Annotated in this window: 11 protein-coding genes and 4 pseudogenes; 11 read left to right on the forward strand and 4 right to left on the reverse strand. The window is 54.6% G+C overall.

Annotated features, from left to right (window positions below; genetic code table 11):
- Positions 1 to 214: 214 nt before the first annotated feature.
- The 4 genes from CP556_RS26880 (at position 215) to CP556_RS20225 (ending at position 4770) form a co-directional block, all read left to right on the forward strand.
- Complete coding sequence (locus CP556_RS26880; protein WP_255291531.1) at positions 215 to 346, forward strand: hypothetical protein; 132 nt, start codon at positions 215 to 217, stop codon at positions 344 to 346.
- A gap of 441 nt (positions 347 to 787) precedes the next feature.
- Entirely contained in the window at positions 788 to 1291 is a 504-nt protein-coding gene (locus tag CP556_RS20215; RefSeq protein WP_098727690.1) for a cupredoxin domain-containing protein, read from the forward strand.
- Positions 1292 to 2418: 1127 nt separating this feature from the next.
- A complete protein-coding gene (locus CP556_RS20220; protein WP_098727691.1) occupies positions 2419 to 3702 on the forward strand; it encodes a DUF7405 family protein in 1284 nt (427 codons plus the stop codon).
- A 171-nt stretch (positions 3703 to 3873) separates the two neighbouring features.
- Entirely contained in the window at positions 3874 to 4770 is an 897-nt protein-coding gene (locus CP556_RS20225; RefSeq protein ID WP_255291552.1) for an iron transporter, read from the forward strand.
- A 28-nt stretch (positions 4771 to 4798) separates the two neighbouring features.
- Here CP556_RS20225 and CP556_RS20230 read toward each other — a convergent pair.
- Positions 4799 to 5848, reverse strand: a pseudogene (locus tag CP556_RS20230) (RNA-guided endonuclease InsQ/TnpB family protein); the annotation flags it as partial.
- 195 nt (positions 5849 to 6043) lie between these two features.
- Between CP556_RS20230 and CP556_RS20235 the strand changes: the two are divergent.
- From CP556_RS20235 to CP556_RS26885, 3 genes and pseudogenes are all read left to right on the forward strand, one after another.
- Positions 6044 to 7105, forward strand: coding sequence for an iron transporter (locus tag CP556_RS20235; RefSeq protein ID WP_098727522.1), 1062 nt, complete (start codon positions 6044 to 6046; stop codon positions 7103 to 7105).
- Positions 7106 to 7709: 604 nt separating this feature from the next.
- On the forward strand, positions 7710 to 8465 hold the full coding sequence (locus tag CP556_RS20245) for a hypothetical protein (RefSeq protein WP_098727524.1): 756 nt from the start codon (positions 7710 to 7712) through the stop codon (positions 8463 to 8465).
- Positions 8466 to 8947: 482 nt separating this feature from the next.
- Positions 8948 to 9819, forward strand: a pseudogene (locus tag CP556_RS26885) (hypothetical protein); the annotation flags it as partial.
- Between the two features lie 12 nt (positions 9820 to 9831).
- Here CP556_RS26885 and CP556_RS20260 read toward each other — a convergent pair.
- Positions 9832 to 10832, reverse strand: a pseudogene (locus CP556_RS20260) (IS630 family transposase).
- Positions 10833 to 10879: 47 nt separating this feature from the next.
- Between CP556_RS20260 and CP556_RS20265 the strand changes: the two are divergent.
- The 4 genes and pseudogenes from CP556_RS20265 to CP556_RS20280 form a co-directional block, all read left to right on the forward strand.
- Positions 10880 to 11407, forward strand: a pseudogene (locus CP556_RS20265) (hypothetical protein); the annotation flags it as partial.
- 99 nt (positions 11408 to 11506) lie between these two features.
- Entirely contained in the window at positions 11507 to 11788 is a 282-nt protein-coding gene (locus tag CP556_RS20270; protein ID WP_098727526.1) for a DUF7410 domain-containing protein, read from the forward strand.
- Between the two features lie 276 nt (positions 11789 to 12064).
- Entirely contained in the window at positions 12065 to 13480 is a 1416-nt protein-coding gene (locus tag CP556_RS20275; RefSeq protein ID WP_098727527.1) for an aryl-sulfate sulfotransferase, read from the forward strand.
- A 152-nt stretch (positions 13481 to 13632) separates the two neighbouring features.
- Positions 13633 to 14688: a sodium:calcium antiporter gene (locus tag CP556_RS20280; protein ID WP_098727692.1), complete on the forward strand. Its 1056-nt coding sequence runs from the start codon at positions 13633 to 13635 to the stop codon at positions 14686 to 14688.
- Between the two features lie 206 nt (positions 14689 to 14894).
- On the opposite strand, the gene CP556_RS20285 is transcribed toward CP556_RS20280, so the two are convergent.
- Both CP556_RS20285 and CP556_RS20290 read right to left on the reverse strand, forming a co-directional pair.
- Positions 14895 to 17372 carry a cbb3-type cytochrome c oxidase subunit I gene (locus CP556_RS20285; protein ID WP_098727528.1) on the reverse strand — a complete coding sequence of 826 codons (2478 nt, stop codon included), beginning with the start codon at positions 17370 to 17372 and terminating at the stop codon, positions 14895 to 14897.
- Positions 17365 to 20016: a heavy metal translocating P-type ATPase gene (locus CP556_RS20290; protein WP_098727529.1), complete on the reverse strand. Its 2652-nt coding sequence runs from the start codon at positions 20014 to 20016 to the stop codon at positions 17365 to 17367. The genes CP556_RS20285 and CP556_RS20290 overlap by 8 nt, the downstream gene beginning before the upstream one ends.
- Positions 20017 to 20415 lie beyond the last annotated feature (399 nt).

Here is a 20415-nt window from a genome sequence, read left to right on the forward strand (position 1 = left end):
ATTGATTAGGATGGAAAGTAATTAGTCACGCTCAAACGAACTGCCACGTTCGAGAGCCAGTTCGAATTAATGGCGCCGCTCGAGGTCGAGATTTCCACATGAACGAGGGTAATCTTCCGGTTGCGATCGATGAGACAAGCGACCAACTAGGGTGGAAGGCCATGACGCCCACGGCCACAAGTTTATTCTCTGCTCTGCCACGGTCGAATGGGTTGTGGACCACTCATCGATCGATGCCGTTGACGTCACATTCGCGGCGGCACCCTCCAACGCCGACTGGACCGATGAGCATCTCCCCGCCCTCGAGCCGGTCAGTGAACGCCTCATCCTCTCAACGGTGACATGATGGAGGAGTACTGAAAGTCATCACGGTTGATCCGTTCTGGCTCATAGTAGACGTTTCCCATCTCCGGGTCAAGGAGCCTATATCAATGATCTCGACGTGGCATCTATCGAGATCCTCTTGCTCAGCCAGTTCGATGACACCTTCAACGGAAGACTGGGCGTACGTCTCCGCAACGTACGCTTGGTCATGACATCGTCGACTCTTGTGCAACCGGGGCTAGGGTCGACCTTGAACTTGCCACTGATCACCTGTTTCTAGCCCTTCCGTCCTTCAAAGGGGTTCAGGGCCCTCCACCCCGTATTGGCCATTTAGTATCTTCGCGACACCGCATCTGTACTTTCATCTGGACTTGACTGCTCTGCAAGAGACGGGTGTTCTCTTATCCTTCTTGACTACAAAGTAGAATTGATGACACAAGATCAGAAGATTTCCAGACGGCGGCTGTTCAAATTAGCAGGTGTCGCGACATCGACGGCGCTCGTCGCCGGTTGTGGTGGCGGTGGTAATGGCGGTGGTAATGGTGGCGGTGGTAATGGTGGCGGTGGAAGCGACGGTTACGAAATTGAACCCGGAACGCAACTTGATTTCAGCGGTCAAACGAGTTACTGGGAAGGTCTTGCCCCATCCTCAATCGAGGGCGAGCAGAATCCGACGCTTATCCTTCAGGAGGGTGAGGATTATACGATCGGCTGGTCGGAAGGCGATGGTGCCGCCCACAATATGCAGATTCGGAACAGCAACGACGAAGTCATCGATGACCTCACGACGGGTGAACCGGTCTCAGACCCCGGTGACGGTCTATTCTTCGATTTCACGGCTAGCAGTGAGATGGTCAGATACCGCTGTGAACCACACCCCCAAATGGAAGGGGACCTCCAGATCCAAGGTGGTGGCAGCGGTGGCAACGAAACTGGCGGTAACCAGAGTAACGAAACCAGCGAGTGAAGTCCTTTGATGGTCGAGCATCTCCCGATATTAAAACTGGGAACTGTCAGTGGACGAGTTCGTCGTATTGCTCAACTTGCCCAAGTATATCTGAATAGTAGTTGCAGATCAGGGCCAGTCCAGGAAGATCAGTCTTTTCGTGATGGAGCACCCATGCGACCATTCCATTCCACAATTTTAATCTAACATAACTCAGTAATCAATCAGCATTAACTCTCCTCTGAGAATGGTGTTCGTCACCGTCCGGGCCGTGTACCAGGTTTCCGGAACGCTGAGCTCCAGTCGTGGCCCATCAGACACAACGGACAGGGAGATCTCCCGCAGATGGATCTCCACCGCAAGGACCGCTCATAGCCTAGAAGCAGGCTGTATACCCAAATATTACCTCTGATAGTGGTCACCGTGATTGAAAGGAAGATCGTTCTCACGCTGAAAGCGGTGATGTGCGGCAATTGTCTTATATCAGAATCAGTCTTCTAGCTATTGCCACAAGTTTCTTAACATCTGATCTAACAGTTTAATTCAGACCTGCTAGCTAACTTTCGACAGCGGCGGGACCGGGGTAGATTATGATGGCAGAGACGGTGGTGGCGATGATCCCCGTCAAACCCCGGCAGAGATACGGACATCTTTAACTGCAATATTTATAGTGCCTACAACAGCATGGCCTATTTCCGTAGTCCCAACCAAGATGTTCCTGGCACGAACGAGACGGATCCTTCCTACGAAGGATCATGAGTGACCCACTTGTGGATAAGTTCTACTGCTATATTGACGCTTCTGGTGACCGCACTCACCAGCCTCTTCATGGCATGGATTATCGGTGCTGGTACAAGTAGATTGATACCCTTTGCTCCGGCACTGGTGACGGCGTCACCGCTTGCAAGATGGGGGTACGTTCTTGTGTGGATCTCTCACTCGTCGGTTCTATGGCGTCACATAGGGTTTACCGTGATTGACGCCATGCTGCTCTGAGTAGTGCCAAACATTAGATGGTATTCATATGGTTGGTAGTGAGTTTCTATCTAGACGAGGACTATGACGTGATAAGGTACGGGTCTCTGCATTATCGGACTTTCGAAAACTGCACCAAAAGCACTATCCTGCGGAGACTCCAACGGCCGCCCATGACTGGCAAGAGGGGCATTCCCCGTAGGGACTTCTTAAAATCAGCCGTCGCTATCGGTGGAATGGCGGCCTTTAGTGCCTGTCTTGAACGCGAAGACATAAATGTCCCGACCGGCCCAGCTGACCTATCGTCGTTCCCTCAGCGACAGCATGCTTGGAACAATGAACTTGAGACGGACGATGCAGGGAATCCGCTTGCACCTCGGCACCGCGTTTTACTCTTCCTTGACTACACGAAGGAGGGAGCCCCGACGGAATCGGACCGTAGTGCCATGGAAGAAGCATTACAGGGTCTCGAACATGCCTACCAGCGGAGCAACAACGGCCTGCTGGTCACGGTCAGTTACTCTCCTACCTACTTCGACCGGTTCGACCAGGAACTTCCCGAGACCGTCGACCTGCCGGACCCCGAAGCACTCGCCCCGTTTGAGGACCCCAAATTTGACACGCCGGACGCGGTCGCCCATTTGGCCAGCGACTACGCACAGGTCGTGCTCGGTGCCGAAGAAGCACTCGGTGGAAACAAAAAAACCCTGAACGACGTCGACCAGCCCTCGACGCCGCTGACTGACATCTTCGAGGTTGCCGACCGCCGGACCGGGTTCGTCGGGGCGGGACTTCCCACAAAGAATCAAGATGTAAACGGCATCCCCGATTCCAAGCCCGTCTCCGGTGACGCGCCGCTATATATGGGCTTCAAGTCTGGCTTCAAGGGGAACCAAGCGAGCGAGGACCAGGTGACGATTCAGGAAGGTCCATTTGCTGACGGGACGACGCAGCACCTTTCGAATCTCTCGCTAAACCTGAACCAGTGGTACGAGCAAGATAGTCGAGACCAGCGTGTCTCCAAGATGTTCTGTCCATTCCACGCCAAGAACGACGCCGTTGACGGCACGGGCGCGAATCTTGGGACCGATTCGGGGATGGACGAGTGCCCAGACGCCCGAGAAGCTGCTCGGACCAAAGGCGTCGTCGGACACTCCCAGAAGATAGTGAGCGTCCGTGAGGATGACAGCCCGCTCATCATCCGCCGCGACTTCAACTCAACTGACGGCGGGGAGGCAGGCCTGCATTTCATTGCACTCCAGCAGACTATCAGTGACTTCGTCGACACGCGAGAGGCAATGAACGGAACTGATCTTGCTAAACAGTCGGCGGTTGGCCAACACAACAACAATGGAATTCTCCAGTACATCGAGGTAAACCGCCGAGGAAACTACCTGGTCCCGCCACGCCGACACCGTGCACTTCCTATCGCCCGTCCAGCGGACAGGGGGAGCTGATGCGTCGTCGAAGGTTCCTCGCAACGGCTGGCGTCCTCGGTGCTGGCTCGTTCGCCGGCTGTACCGGACTATTTGAGATGGGATCGACTCCGGCCAATGAGCCACCACTTCCGGAGAATCGTCCGAACGCTGTCTATTATCCTACACATATCGAGGGGATAGGTGTCTGGGATGGCCAAACAGGGAGACCTCACATGCGCCCTCACGTACTCCTTCCCCCACCGCTTCTGGCTTGTCACCGGGCAAGAGAAGAAGAAGGTCGAAATACAATCTGATGACTCGGTGTACATGATGCCGGTCGTTTGGAATCGGAACACGACGATCGTGCCATCCGATATGAACCCTCAAATAACAATCACACAAAATGGCGAGCAGGTTACCCAGCTCTTGCCATGGCCAATGCTCTCGCAACCGATGAGCCTCCATTTTGGCGACAATGTACAACTTCCGGGCGATGGTACATATCAGGCAAAAGTTCGCGTGGGGAGTCCCTCAACGAACCGGACGGGTGCCCTCGCAGAGGTCGATAACAAGCCAACAACGTTCTCGTTCGAATTCGAGTTCAGCCAGGAGAAGCTCAACGAGGTTATATATGAGGATATTCCCTCGGAAAAAGAGGGCACGAAAGGGGCAATTTCGCCGATGGATGTGGAGATGGGTCCCACAAAACAGGTTCCGAAGAAGGAATCACTTCCAGGTATCATCCGCGGGGCACCGACGAGCGGTGATGCTACGTTCATCGTGACGACTCTTGATGATGCATCCCGGTTTGGTGGCACGGATAGCGAGACATACTTGGTAGTATCGCCACGGACTCCCTACAATCGGTATATGCTTCCACTCATGTCTCTCTCGGGGAGGTTAGAAAGGGACGGCACATCCATCTTTGATGGCATCCTTCAGGCAGCGATTGATTCTGAATTAGACTACCATTATGGCGCAATCGTGTCGGACGTGCAGTCGAGTGACGAACTGACAATTACGGTTGATGCTCCGCCACAGATTGCTCGGCACGAGGGCTACGAGATGGCATTCATAGAGATGCCGGAGATGACTCTCACGGTCTAATTGCTTTTGAGATGTGAACAACCCCACCCTACCACTCGCCTGACGGCTCGCGCTTGAGGGTGGGGCTTCCTGCTTCCAAGACGCGCTTTGCAGGAACCGAATGGGTCCCCGTAGGGAGCGCAGTCTCCACAGGCGTTGATTCGGAGCGTCCCGCTCCTACCTGCTTGATACCGCGAGAAAGAATGTTCCAGTCCGCGTTTCAATCCCTGTCCGCAGTGAGGCCACAGGAGGGACAGGAGTGTTCACGGACCCACAGTGGTTTGTCGGTCGAAACGCCACAGGCCGCACACTCTTTGGTCGTTCCAGCCGGGTCAACAGCGACAAAGTGCGTCCCTTCGCGTTTACACTTGTACTCGAGCATCCGAAGGAGCGTTCCCCACGCCGCTCCGGCACGGTTCCGTGAGTTTCCGTCAAGTTCGACCAGCCCTTTCGCGTCGAGATCTTCGACTGCGACAAGGTCGTCCTCTCGAGTGTAGTAGTTCGAGAGTTTGTGGAAGAAGTCTCGCCGCTTTCGCTTCAGGTCGGCGTGATACTCGGCCACGCGACGGCGCTGTTTCTCGTAGTTGTTCGAGCCGTGCTCTTTGCGCGAGAGTTTTCGTTGCTCACGCTCGAGGCGATCGCGTTCGTCCGAGAGGTCGACCGACCCGATTGCGTGGCCGTCGATATCGTGTGACTACTTTAGGATACCCACGTCGATGCCGACGACGTCCTTCGGGTTCTCGGGTTTCTCTGGCGGGTCGTCGGGCGTTTCGACACCGAGAACAGCGACCCACTCGACCGTTGGTTCCTTTTTCACCGTTACCTGTTTGATCGTGGCGTCGTCGGGTAGCTCTCGGTGGAAGTGAACGGGTATTTCTCCGATCTTTGAAAGCCGTAGGACGGTCTGACCACTCGTGTTCTTGAGCTCGAAGCCAGACTGTCGGTACGTGAACGATCGGTACTCGTCTGGCGCTTTCCACTTGAGCAGGCCAACCGCACGACCATTATCCTTTGCGTCTTTGAGTCATGAGAGGTTGTTGTACAACCGTTCGACGACGTTCTGTAGCGTTCGGGAATACAGGTCGGTGAGCTCGCTCCATATTCCCTCCCTGCTCGCGTCTTCGGCGCTCGCTGAGGAAGGGGTCTTAGCGCCTCAATTCAGGAAAATAAATTACCGTGGCTGAGTTGTATTGGGCCTCGGAGCCAACGTTCACGGGAACACTGCGTATTCGGATGTGAGTGATTCTATACGAGAACCAGAAGGGGTATTCATGCCGCAACGATAGTAGTAAACATGGAGCGACGGGATATGATTCGGTCGGGGATCGGTTTAGTCGGTGGTACTTTGCTTAGTGGCTGTTTACGATCACTCGGTTTCGAGAAGGAGTCCGCGTGGCGGGACCCACCGCTCGTATCAGACCGCCCGAATGCAGTCTATTATCCGGCGGTCATCGAAGAGATGGATATGTACGGAAAATCTACGGCCGACGGTCTTACAGTTGCTTTGATGTACTCTTTCCCACATCGATTCTGGACGGTAACTGGACAGGACAAGAACAAGGTCGTCGTGGGTGAGGATGATTCCCTTCATCTGATGGTCTCTGTCTGGGATACAGAGACCAAAACGGTTCTACCGATGAATATCGCACTCGAGATTAGTAACGATGACGGGATGGTGACGCAGCTTTCGCCTTGGCCGATGCACTCACCGTCGATGGGATTCCACTACGGGGATAACGTTAGTCTCCCCGGTGAAGATACGTATACTGCCACCCTTCGTGTTGGCCCTCTGCAGACTCGTCGAACGGGTGCATTTGAGGGACAATTCAGTGATGTTACGACGGCTACGATTGATTTCCAATTCGATACTAGCAATACTTATGATAATATAGAGATACGAGAAGTAGATGGGAAGGCTGGCGAACGGGGGAGTGTCGAACTAGCAATGGAAAATATGCCGGCTGGAAGAGCGCCACCAAAGTTGGAATTACCAGGAAAAATGGTTGGTGAAACAATGTCCGGTGATGCGGCGTTCAGCACGACTCGTCTCGATGACGCATCCCGATTTGGAGAGGGTACCTACCTCGCTATCTCACCACGGACACCGTATAACCGCATCATTTTGCCGTTGATGTCGCTGTCAGCTACGGTGACACGAGATGGAACAACCGTGTTCGACGACATCCTTCAGGAAACCCTCGACCCGGAACTTGGGCATCACTATGGTGCGAACATAGAAAATCTGAAGCCAGGAGACACGATGAAAATCATGGTCGATGCGCCGCCACAGACCGCGCGTCACGATGGCTATGAAACAGCGTTTTTCGAGATGCCATCGATGGAGGCCACTATATAATCAGTTGTCCGTCAGCCATCGGTTCCGCTCTCAAGACAGAATAGTTGACGCCCTGTACATTGGAGATACAGCTTTACGGAATTGTATATGATAATTTGTATAACGGAGAGGACAATCACGTCACAACTGTCAGTCACCCTCCTAGAACTATGACCAAGCCCACCGATTCGTCTCATAGATGCAGAACTGGGGAATCTGAGGGATAAACCCACTATTATCATCTTACAGGTCAGACACCTATGGTAGAATATTTATGATGCTTTTCGGGCATAAACGAACACGGTTGACATCAAACTATCCCATTCGGGTTGGCCAACCTGCTATGAATGCCGCTTTCCAGCCTGAAATCATCGTAAAACCTTCGTACTCGATGGGACGGATCTTCGTCAGGTGGATGAACCACAGCCTCACGATGATAGTGGGCATCCTAACCTTTACCACTCAGGTATCAGCGCCTGTAAAAATAGACTATACCGTATCGGCCGGTCTTCTCATTGGCTAGTTCTATTAGTATATCCGCATCGACTGCACCGCCGACGCCGTGATCCTCCTCTGAGTCGGGCAACATCGAACGGTCTTTACATGGCGAATCACGAGTTCGACTATGGACGAGGATGCCGTCAACGTCACTGGGGACGGAATTGCGAACAACGAGGAGACGCTCCAGTGGCGACGGGACGCCAGCACCTCATGGACCGTTCGACTCCTGTGGATATTCGGCGTCGGTACCTTCTTCGCCGCGATTAGCACCGTCGTTTGTTGGCGACTGTATAGGATGGCCGGCGAAGCTGCTGGCGGAGCCGGCCGGGCCATCGTCATCGGTCTCATTATTGCGCTTGCAGCGACTATCCTCGCCCTATCTGCCTCCAGTCATACCGGACGGCACCTCAAGCGGATTACTCGGCGGCTTCCCGTCGATGCACCCGCTGAAACAAGTCTGGACCGGGCAATGGACGCTGCCGTCGGTGTAGTCGTGATGGGGATGATTATTGGTGTGCTGATGGGCATCGGTCGATATGTCTCGCAGAACGAACTACTGGCCGTCGGTGCCGGCCCCTTTACCGGGCTGGCCGCGCTGTTGCTCCCGTTCGCGCTCGTCGCGCTCGTCCTGACTTCGTTCCTACAGTCCGTCGGTGCACTCGCCCTCGAAGAACAGTCGATTTACCTATATGAACCGAAACAGGTGATTGATCTCGAGGCAATCGAAGCCGTTTCGATCCGACTGCTCAGGGGAGTCGCTGTAGTGAAACTCAGCTATGCCCAGCCGGACGGTCAGTACATCCAGGGACCACGGCGGATTGTTGTTCCGCCGGAGGTCGCCCAGGAACTCCAGTCACTTATCGAACACCGCACAGTATAAGCAGAAGCTCATTTGAAAGTGTTGAGCCAATAGATGTCAAGGGACATCGAATCTTCTCTAAACTATAAGTTTCAATCAATCTCGTTTTGAAGTTTGTAGATAAAGATTATAACTGCGGAGATGACCGATAACTCTACAAGACCAAGTATCCAAGCCAAAGTTTGTCTCATATAGAATGCATATATTAAGCTCACAAATAGGATGGCGACGATAGTTACCCATTTAGTCGAAATTCTCTCGGAGAGATACCCGATTGACATGAGTGGATCTTCACACGGTCTGGATAAAGGCTCTTGGATAGAGATCCCACAAAGTGTTTAGAATCAATTCCATCGTCATACTACCTTTTCAACCGTAGATAGATCAAATCATGGCCACCATATTTTGGTGAAAAATAGTTAGCGCTTCGTGACATGTATATAAACCTTTGCGCCTGCATAGAAACGACACGTAAATGGGCCACCAGTATAAACTCTCATCCAATGAGTAACCGTTCGGCTCTTGCTCGCCGGACCAGTATTGCCCTAATCCTCACGTTCACGGTCCTCACAACTAGCGTCGGTGTCGTTGCTGCGAGCATGACAGCTTCAGGCCTCTCCGCAGGTGACACTGACGTCACCGCCCAACGTGGCTATATCTCGCGACTGGCGGCGGTACCGTCGGCGCCTCGGCATTGTTGACAATGCTTGTCACTGACCGTGAGATGATCGGTACATATCATAATCGTGCAATCAGAGCGTCCACAGACCGATTACTGACTGCAGGATCACTCTTACTTGGAGTAATTGGTATTCTTGGACCTGTGCTTATTTTCGTCGCTGGCGTCGTCGGGCCGAACATCGGACTAGTCAGCGCAACTGTCTTAGTGACGTTCGTTGGTGGGCGTACTCTGCTAACGATTATCGCATACACTGTCGGGAACCCATGGCCAGCACTTAACCCATGGCGACAAATTGCGAAAGCACTCCCAACCGGCTACAAATCCTATCCCACGTTGTTCGGTTCTTGGCCTGCTGTGGTGGCATTATTGACGTTTGTCGGTCTTGAGGTTATTGCTCCTTTGACCTCATCGCCGACTATATTGTTGCTTGTACTTGGCTTCTACTCGCTATTTACACTCTCAGGTGCGGTCGTGTTTTCGCCGGAAACGTGGTTCCGGCGTGGTAATCCTCTCTCATTATGGTTTCGGTGCTATGGGGCTGTTGCGCCGATCCAACGGACCGAGAATGGGTTCGAACTGCGGTACCCTGGATCGCGGCTGAGCGATGCTGACCTCGTCACCGACACCTCTCTTGTAGCGTTTGTACTCGCGCTAGTATGGGAACTAACCTACAGCGGATTCATAGTCACTCCACTATAGTAGACGTTAGAAATGATTGCTCACTTTGGGGATGGAAAGTTGATCAAGAGCGGTGTCGATCGCTGTTGTTAGCTCAGCAAGCGAGTCGAAAAATCGGTTGCTAAGTGCTGATTGTAGCTGTCTCCAGCACTCCTCAACAGGATTTAGCTCTGGCGGGTACGCTGGCAACGTCACGAAGGCGAGGTCGTCACGGGCCGCCAGGTCCGTGACGGCCGACGCCTGAAAATACGGCGCTCCATCCAGCACGATGAGTAGATCATCTTCGAATTCGTTTCATGATGCGAGAATTGAATGTTTGGCGTGTTCGGCGGTTACGTACTCTTCGAATCGAGCGAAAAAGCGATCACCATCTTCGGTGATCGCGCCCAACAGACACGTCCAGTCGCGTTGCCCGGATAATTCGACAGACGGCCGCGTGCCGCGGGGGAACCACGCGGCACGCGGCTCGACTTGCACAGATTTCTTGGTTTGATCAAGACAGACTACTGTGGCGTCCAGCTCCCGCCGCTTTTTTTGAACTCTTCGCGGAACGTTTCTTGCTCGTCGGCATCGGATTCGGCGGCTGTCCGGCGTGGTTTTTGATAGCTCAATCCCGCTTCTTTGAGCAACCGCCGGCAACTCGGGATTGAGTACTCGACGTCGTAGGTTTCGTCGAGATACTGCTGGACGAGCGCCGGCGTCCACGCAGGCGCGTCGAACCCAACTTCTTCGGGAGATTCGTGAACGGTTTGGTCAAACTCTTCTTGCTGTGTTTCTGAAAGCTTTCGTTTCCTCCCAGACCGATGAGCATCAGAGACGGCTTGCTCAAGCGGTTCGTCCGTATCGAGTCGCATGAGCCAGCTGTAGATCGTTCTTCGACCAGTGTCGTGCCACTCTGCAAGTTCAGTCTGCGTCACGCCGTTCTTGTACGCAATCGCCGCTAGCAACCGTTGTGTCGGCTTGTTTCCCTCAACCTTGTCAAGGGCGTCTTGGAGTTCTTCGACGGAGATCTCGGCGAGATGGCCCATTGGATGCAATAACGATATGCGGGCGGAAAATTCTAACGGTTACTATAGGTGTCCAGACCATTGAATTCCTCGTCGGGCTTGGTGTACCTCCCTTACTTGTCTATCTGGCGTTTCTCGTCGGTGGCTTCGGCCTGTTCTGGAAGGTATACTGGACCGCAATCGACCGGACCCGCGAGCGGGCCGAGACCTATCTCTCCCGTCGATACCTCGGGCTTCGGTTCGCCACGCCATTGCTGGCCATCGCGGCCGGCTATCACCTCGCGCACTACGTCGGGTTCGGAGTTTCGCTATGGCCGTCGCTGCTTGACGCCTTGGCGATGCCATTGGACCCGCCGCCGAACCCGACCCGATATGCGTTGCCAGGCTGGTTCAACTATATCGAGATCGCTGGCATTCTGCTCGGCCACGTCCTCGCAGTGTGGATCGCACACACTATCTCCTTCGAACTGTTTCCTGGAAAGCTCCAGGCGATCAGGAGTCAGTATCCGCTCATCGTCGTCATGATCTTTTTCACGATGGTGAGCCTCTATCTCGTCTCACAAGGAACAATGAATCCGCCGTACATCCCGAACTGACTGGTCCAAGGTTAAAGTGGGATGGCCACGAGACGAATACGATACGTGAGGTTTTCGAAACGGCAAGCATTTCATCACGCCATTACAACAGTCGAACGAATGGCGACCGATCACGTGATCGAACGGGAGTACAAGGTGCCGACGGACGAAGGCGAGACCTGTCCCTACTGTGAGCGGCCGTTCCGGTCCAAGCGCTCTATGACGTTTCACATCGGCATTGATCATACTGAGGAGTGTTCTGATGTCGAACGTGAGGCATTTGATGAGGAGCGCGACGACGAGGAGTACGAACTCTTCACATTTCACTTCAAGGCAGCCATCTCCGTGTTCCTCGTCTACTTCCTGTTCACGTTTATTTATGCGCTTGTCTGGTCAGGATAGGAAGTACAACTTTCGCCTCAAACAACCTTCACGTGCCAGAGATCAACCGCCCATGACGAATTCTATTGCGAACTTCTTGAGCATGAACGTATTAGGTCAGTCTTGATACCGTTGTTGGTAGGTGGCGGATTCGCCATAGGGTGTCCCTTTGAGATCTATATTCTAGTAAGTGGATCCACAGCGCGAAGGAATGCAAAAAGATACTAGTATCTCCATTCGAAAACAAAGAGCAATGGAACCTCAGCCAGCGCTCCTATTCTTGTGGAGGACTGAACCGTGACGGATCGATCACGTCGCTCGCTCGCTCACGTCCGATCGTTACTCTCGCGGAACCGACTCCGGGTCGCCTTCGCCGTTATTATCCTCCTTTCGGCGACTGTAGTCGCTAGCGCATCGACAGGAGGAATTTCGACGGCATCAAAGGACGATGTCCCAGAGGCACCGCCGACGGAGAATCACACTGTTGTCACTGAATCAGGACGAGCTGGGACGATTACTGCTTACGCGCCTGACGGAGAAGTCCTCTACTACAACAATACGCGGACGAAGTACTTCGATGCTGACCCCGTCGAGGGAGATCCCCTGACCGTTGAGTACACCGCTACAGATACAATCCACACGGAAGGTCCCACCTGTGGCAACCCGCCATGTACCCGGAACGTTATCGAACGAGCCGACCTCGAGACTGGGGAGGTTGAGGTCATCTATGAGCGCTACGACTACAAGGAATACGCCGGTGAGTGGCATGACGCGGATCGTATCAATGAGACCCACGTCGTCGTCGCCGATATGGTCTCGGATCAAGTGTTCATCGTCAACACCGAGACGGAGGTCGTTGACTGGCTTTGGGATGCACAGAGCGACTTCCCCGTTGAGGAAGGCGGCTCGTACCCTCGCGACTGGGCTCATATTAACGACGTCGAATACATCGAATCGGGAGAAATGGAGGGTCGAATCATGGTTAGCCTCCGAAATCAGGATCAGGTTGTCTTTCTCGATCGACAAGAGGGCCTGCTTGGGAACTGGACGCTTGGAAGTGAGAACGACTACGATATCCAGTACGAACAGCACAACCCTGACTACATCCCTGAGAGTGAGGGCGGTCCGGCCGTCGTCGTCGCCGACTCTGAGAACGGCCGCGTCCAAGAGTTCCAGCGCGAGGACGGCGAGTGGAACCGTACCTGGCAGTGGGAGGACGACCGTATCCAGTGGCCCCGCGACGCCGACCGACTCCCCAATGGGAACACGCTCATCACTGACACCCACGGCAACCGAGTGATAGAAGTCAATCAGTCCGGCGATATTGTCTGGCAGGTCCCATCAACGCTCCCCTACGAGGCTGAACGTCTCGAGACCGGCGACGAAAGCACGGGTGGGCAGAGTGCGGCCGCGCTCGACCTTGAGTCACGCACCGCGGCCGAGACCGGCGGCGACGGTGACGACGGCAGCGACGGGCTGTTCGGCTTCGAACCGCTCGAGTTCCTCGGTGGACTCATCGAGACGATTCTTCCGCATCGGATCTACAATGCCCTCCTGTTCGTAAGTCCGGTCTGGATAGGCCAATCCGAGTTCGCTGTTATTGGGATCGCACTACTCACGGGATTGCTCTGGGCTGGCCTCGAGATCAGATGGCAGCTCAGCGACGCCGGGATCAACTTTCGGTTTCCTGTCTCCCGTCAGGGCGACGACTGATGAGGTCATAGAATTATCGCTCATGCGGCTCCCGCTTTCATCGCTTTTGCTTGGCACATTTCCAGAAAAACGCAGTTTCGTGGGATGGATATCCGGATAACACGTATGTGGTGCGCTCTATTAGGTAAGCATAGTACCTCCAAATGGTCCAAATGCCACTCCTCATCTGGGCTGGTGTTCTCGTTATCGGTGCATTCGTCGCTCACTGGGGGGCTGACAAACTAAGTGCACCACTCAAAAAGGTCCGCCGCCAGTGGGGTCTGACTGCCGTTGCCGGTGGTGCACTCGTCGGGATCGCCGCTGCTGGCTCTGAAATCGGTATTAATACCATCAGCGCTTACCGAGGCGTCTCAGATATCGGTCTCGGAATGATGCTCGGGTCCAACATCGTCTCCGTTCCCCTCATCGTCACGACTGCCTACTTTGTGTCTCGCACAGAAAGTTTGGGGGGCGGAAACGGTGAGAATGACGATAGTGGCAGTAATGGATCCACTGGCCAGTCTAACAGGCTAGAAGCAGGCCATGAACAGCACCGGCAGGAAAATTTGCTCCGTATTGGTCGTGATGCAGTCCACGTCCTCACCGTGCCGTACTTAGGAATACTCGCCCTCGTCGCCATCCTCACCGTACCCGAACCAGTTCGAGGGCTTCAACCGTTGGACGGGGTGGTTATGGGTGCGGCGTACCTCGTATATCTGGGACAGGCATTCATCCGTGGCCGTTCTTCTCCAGAGGATGTTGAATGGAAGAGAAAAGAGATCGGTCTCGCTGTTGCTGGGTTAATCGCACTCGCCGCGGGAGCATATACAACCGTCCGTGCAACAGAGAACATCGTGGCCGGTCTGGGAATCACCCGGCTCATCGGAGGATTGTTTATTACGGCGATTGTCACGGCACTCCCCGAGATCTTTGCCACCAGAAGCGTCGTCAAAAGTGGCCAGGTGACCGCCGGGACGACGAGCGTCATCGGCGATAACGCTGTGACGATGACCGTGGCGTTCCTCCCGCTAGCTGTTGTTACCGTCCCGATCGAGAACTTCCAGTTGTACTGGGTGAACCTCACATTCGTGGCCATCGTGGCAGCGATGTTTGGTTTACTCATTCACGTCGGCTCGGTCGGTGAACATGGTTTTGAGCGCTGGCAGGTTCTGGCCCTTGATGGCGTGTATCTTCTATATCTTATCGTGATAATATTCTGGGTACTGTGATTTGGTCGGTTATATTGTTTTTGGGAACACCTCCATTCGATTTTCCACCTTGCTTCAGCTCGTCATCATCACCAACTCCGAACACGGAGGCAATCCAAGAAGCACAATCATTCAATATGAAAAGAGTTCTATGACCCCTCTACGCAACTCAGTTAATATGTTCAACCGCAAACAGTGAGAAAAGGTACCTGCGTAGCGATGAGCCACTACATCAAGTAGAATAGCGGGAAGAGAAAGACCCAGACGATGTCGACGAAGTGCCAGTAAAGCCCGAAGTACTCCACTGGGCGGTTGTCCTCGAGATAGGCATCGACGGTCACGACTCGGTAGATCATGAACGCCGCAATGAACAGGCCAAGAATGACGTGTAATGCATGTAAACCTGTTGTTACGAAGTACATTGAGTACTGGAGGTCGGTGAACCAGTAGATCCCGTGAGCGAACTCTTGACTCCACTCATAGCCCTTGATCGCAAGGAATGTCAGACCAAGCAACAGGGTCGTCCCCAATGATGCCAATAGCCCTCTCTTATTCCCACGTTCGGCCATTACCAAAGCAATGACGACGGTGAAACTTGAGGTGAGCAGGACGTAGGTGTTGATTAGACCGATGATTTCCGAGGGCGGCACGACTCCGATTTCATTCCATCCAGAGTACACGCGCATAAATATATACGCACCGATGATGGCACCGAAGACAACCACGTCAGAGGCTAAGAAGAACCAGACGCCGGTCTTCGTCGTGCCGACGCCCTCGAACGGCCAGCGCTCGGCAATCTCCATGTCGGGCGCGTTGAACTCCTCGCGCCCGTATTGGAAGAGCGCCCCCAGAAGGATGGCAGCACCGACAAGCGAGAGCGCGGGGTAGAGAATATTTTGCTGTCCCGCCGTCTGGCCAGCGAGATCTGCCCCGCGTGAGGTGGCGAACTCGGCGACATAGGGGGTCAGTCCTGATAGTCCGAAGAACATGACGAACATACCGACGCCGATACCGAACGGCCAAATGCTCGCGTGGTCCTCGTGGTCCTCCTCGAGCGACTTACCCTCCCCGATTCGTTCGTGTGCCGCTGCACCGCCGTCGGTCGCGGCCGACGAGCTATCGTCGACAAACTCGAGCTTCCCGCTGGCGTAACTCGGCCGGTCCGGCCAGTTCTCGAGCGGCGGGGGCGAGGGGATCGCCCACTCGGCGGTTCGCGAGAACGTCCACGGGTTGTCCGGCGCGTCGGGGCCGGACAGGAAACTCTTCCCGAGCGTGATAAACACGAGCAGCACCCCTGCACCGAGGATGAACGCCCCGACGGTCGCGATCTGGTGGTAGATCTGTGCGCTCTCGGCGTAGTTGAAGACGCGCCGCGGCGTCTCCCACGCGAGGAACATCGGGAAATACAGTAGGTTGAAGCCGAGGAAGTAGACGGCGAAGCTAAGCTTCCCGAGCCGTTCGTCGTACATCTTCCCGGTGATCTTGGGCCACCAGTAGTAGAGGCCGCCGAACAGTGCGGTGACGCCGGAGACCATCACGTAGTGGAAGTGAGCGACGACCCAGTAGGTCCCGCGGAACTCGTAGTCGAGGACGACCGCACCGAGGAAGACGCCGGTGATCCCGCCGAGGATGAACAACACGAGTGCACCGAGGTTAAACAGGAACGGCGTCGTAAACCGGATGCGACCTTTGACCATTGTATAGATCATCGAGAAGACCATCAGGTCGAACGGCAGCGAGATTCCGATCGTTGTCGCCATAAAGAGCGTCTTGATCGGGAGGTTGATCGTCGATAAGAACATGTGGTGCATCCAGACGAGGAACGACTGCACTGCGACGAGGACCATCGCGATAATGACCCACTTCCGGCCGACTAGTCGTCGCCCGGTGAACGTTTGGAATGTCTCGAACATGATCCCCAGTGCGGGGAAGAAGACGATGTACACCTCTGGATGGCCGAAGAACCAGAATAGGTGCGCCCACAGCAGGCTCGATCCCTGTTGTGTCGCGGAGTAGTACTGGGTCAGCAAGAGGCGGTCGGTCAGCAGAAGAATGAGTGCGGCTAGCAGTGCCGCGAAGGCGAACAGCATCATCCAGACCGTCAGCAGGATACCCCACGTGAACAGCGGCATGTTCCACAGACCGAGCCCCTCAGCACGGTAGCGATGTATCGTCGTCAGGAAGTTTACCGTGCTGAGGGTAGTCGATAGGACGAACAGGGTAAGTGCGAGGATTGTTGTGTTCCCGCCCATCGTCAGCGTGTAGCCAGGATTATAGATGGGAACGTTCAGCGGTGCGTACATGTACCAGCCGTTTGCCCATGTCACACCTTGGAAGAACGAGACGAGGACGAGTAGTCCTGAGAAGAGGTAGAACCAGTAGCTCAGTGCATTCAGACGCGGGAATGCGAGGTCTTTCGCACCGATCTGTAGCGGGACGACGTAGTTCGCGAACCCAAAGCCAATCGGCGAGATGAACCAGAACACCATCAACAGGCCGTGTATCGAAACTGCCTGATTATACTCGGTGTTCGTGAGGAAGCCGGTCCCCCCGGCCTCCCACAGCTGGATGCGGAATAACAGTGCAAGGACGCCGCCGGCGACGAGGAAGAACAGCGCGGTCCCCAGATAGAGGATCCCGACATCCTTATGGTTGGTTGTCACCAGCCACCGCTTGATGGTTGTCCGTGGCGGAAAGTCACTCATTGAAGCTCTCACCCTTGTCTGGATGGTCGCTCTGCGTCGGCGATCGATCGAGTAGCTTTTCAGGGGAGATACGTGACAGCCGCATCGCGTTCCCAGTGACGGCGGTCGTCATACCGGCATCACCGATGAGAACTGCTGCCCAGACAGGAACGAGACCAAACGGAACCCCCAGCGCGAGGAGGGACTTGGCGGCAAGACTCGACCAGATATTCTGGCGGATGACGCTATTAGCGTCGTGTGAGAGTTCATAGAGATACGGGAGTTTCGTGAGATCGTCGGCCATGAGCGCGATGTCTGCCGTTTCGAGCGCCGTATCCGTTCCCGCGGCACCCATCGCGACGCCGACCGTTGCCGTCGCGAGTGCCGGTGCATCGTTGACGCCATCGCCAACCATCGCAACGCCGCCGTACTGGTCATCGAGTTCCTGGATGGCTTCGACTTTCTCGTCTGGGAGGAGTTCAGCCCGATACTCGTCGACGCCAACTTCTGCAGCGATAGCACGAGCAGTACGCTCGTTGTCGCCAGTGAGCATGATAATCTGCTCGATGCCGAGGTCGTGAAGTCGTTCGATAGTACGCTTTGCCGCCGGGCGGACTTCGTCGGCGACGGCGATTATCCCCTCGAGCTCATTTTCGGTGCCGACTAAGACGACCGTCTTCCCCTCGGCTTGGAGGCCAGGAACGACACCCTCGAGCAGATCGAGACACCGATTTTTTTCGCAGATCTGCTGGGTTTTTTGGGTGACAACGCCGCCGTCGGTCGCGGCGTGAACGTGGCCGAGGTCGAAGCCCAATTCCTCGAATAACCCTGGCTTGCCAGCGTAATGGGTCGTTCCATCAAGGTCTGCACGAACGCCTTTCCCAGTGAGGCTCTCGAAGTCCGAGACGTCGCGATCACTGACGTTCCGGTCGGCCGCCCTGTCGATGATGGCCTCGCCAATAGGGTGTTCACTCCGTGATTCGAGTCCGCGAGCACACCGTAGGACATCGTCCTCCGTGTTATCGTTGAGGGGGATGATATCGGTAACGGTGAGTTCGCCCTTCGTGAGGGTTCCCGTCTTATCCATCGCGATGGCGTCGACATCGCCCATCGCCTCGAGGTGGTTCCCACCCTTGATGAGTACGCCGTTCTTCGCGGCGCTGGTGATGCCCGACACTACGGACACGGGCGTCGAAATGACGAAGGCACAGGGACAGGCCAGTACGAGCAGCGTCAGTCCGTAGACAATGTAGGTGACCCACGAGCCGCCGAAGACTAGCGGTGGAACGAGCGCGACAAGGACACCAAACGAGACGACGGCCGGCGTATAGTATGCCGAAAACCGATCAACGAACTGCTCACGTTCGGTCTTGTTGGCCTGGGCGTCCTCAACCATCTCGACGATCCGCGAGAGGGTGTTATCGCCAGATTCGGAGGTGACTTCAACTTCAAGATAGCCCTCTTCATTGATACTGCCGGCGAACACCTCGTCTCCCGGCGTCTTGTCCACAGGAATGCTCTCGCCGGTGATCGGTGCTTGGTTGACAGCGCTCTCCCCCTCACAAACGGCGCCATCTAGCGGAATCTTCTCTCCGGGCCGGACGACGACGATCTCACCGACGGACACCTCGTCGACGGGGACCGTGACTTCGTCGCCGTCACGTCTAACTGTGGCCTCGTCCGGCGAGAGGTCCATGAGCTCCTGCAGAGAGTTACGAGCGCGATCCATCGAGTACCGCTCGAGGAGTTCGGAGACGCTGAAGAGAAATGCCAGCGTCGCGGCCTCGAAGTAGAGCGACTCGCCGAACACGAGCCCCGCGATGACGGCACCGCCGATGGCGATGGACATCAGCAGGTCGATATCCAAATTCCGGTTCAGAAGTGAGTAGTAGCCGTTACGGAAGATCACTTGGCCAGCGATCCCGATGGCTATGAGGAAAAGGATGTCCGCGGCGAACAGTTCCCGGCCGATGAATGTCGCCAGAAGGGCATTCTGGCTGGTGAGGAGGAACTCGAATAGAAGACCCAGTGCGACGAATCCACCACTGATCCACGTTTTAATCGCACGCGAGCTGGTCCAGACGCTCTCACGTCTGGCTGAATCGTTGTCAGTATCAAGACCTTTCTCTGCCGAGGAGCCGGTGATCTCGTAACCAGCTCCTTCGATCGCATCGGTGATCTCGTCGGCGGAGAGTGATGACGAGTCGTACGTCACGACAACGTTCCCAGTGGTTGGTTGTGTATCATAGGTTACGACATCAATCTGGTCGAGTGCGTTCTCGATCTTGCCAGCACAGGATGGACAATCCATCTCAGGAACGGTGAAAGTCACCGTTTCCTCACTAGCATCAGTCTCAACGTTATAACCTGCTTTTTCAACACGCTCTCTAATTGCGTCCGCTGACGTTTGCGAATCGTCATAGACGACGGTCAGCGTTCCAGTTGTCACTTGGGGATTAATATTTTCAATTCCGCCGAGTTTCTTGACGCTGTTTTCGACTTTTCCGGCACAGGAGGGACAGTCCATCTCTGGGACCGACAGCTGGATAGTCTCATTCTCCCTAAGATCGAGTGTTTGCTCAGGATCGTGGTTGTGGTCATGACTCTGACCATGATCGTGGTTGTGAGCACTTCCCCGTGGTGATTCAGTAGGTTCGTCAGCCATTATGGGACTCTTGTCCCTTTAGCCCTATCAAGGTAGCTGCGAAAATAGGAAGATTATTGCTAGCATATTACTAGCGCTCCGCACCTACCTTAATAACAACTATCTTATATTTAAACAACAATAGTGACAATACTGGTTCCTTCGAGTGTGTAAATAGTGACTATATACTCTATATAGGACCTTGTTTAGACGCAGAGAAACAGCCCGTTCCGTTTGGTGATGATGCCAAGAATCAGCCACTTGGATAGACCATTAATTAAATTGCTCATCGAAAACGATTTCCCGCATAGCACTAGTTCCTGCGAATAATTTAGGCCATGCTAGTCGGCACCTTACATAGAATTTCAGGCATTTACGTTATGTTGACCGATAGGAGAGACCCGTCGATATAATGGCAAC

The organism is Natrinema sp. CBA1119, assembly GCF_002572525.1.
Lineage (GTDB): Archaea > Halobacteriota > Halobacteria > Halobacteriales > Natrialbaceae > Natrinema.

Excerpts from the sequence above, each read along its gene's own strand:
- CP556_RS20220 (WP_098727691.1), top strand. The coding sequence starts at position 2,419 with ATGACTGGCAAGAGGGGCATTCCCCGTAGGGACTTCTTAAAATCAGCC.
- CP556_RS20225 (WP_255291552.1), top strand. The coding sequence starts at position 3,874 with ATGGCCAAACAGGGAGACCTCACATGCGCCCTCACGTACTCCTTCCCC.
- CP556_RS20235 (WP_098727522.1), top strand. The coding sequence starts at position 6,044 with ATGGAGCGACGGGATATGATTCGGTCGGGGATCGGTTTAGTCGGTGGT.
- CP556_RS20245 (WP_098727524.1), top strand. The coding sequence starts at position 7,710 with ATGGACGAGGATGCCGTCAACGTCACTGGGGACGGAATTGCGAACAAC.
- CP556_RS20270 (WP_098727526.1), top strand. The coding sequence starts at position 11,507 with ATGGCGACCGATCACGTGATCGAACGGGAGTACAAGGTGCCGACGGAC.
- CP556_RS20280 (WP_098727692.1), top strand. The coding sequence starts at position 13,633 with ATGCCACTCCTCATCTGGGCTGGTGTTCTCGTTATCGGTGCATTCGTC.
- CP556_RS20285 (WP_098727528.1), bottom strand. The coding sequence starts at position 17,372 with ATGAGTGACTTTCCGCCACGGACAACCATCAAGCGGTGGCTGGTGACA.
- CP556_RS20290 (WP_098727529.1), bottom strand. The coding sequence starts at position 20,016 with ATGGCTGACGAACCTACTGAATCACCACGGGGAAGTGCTCACAACCAC.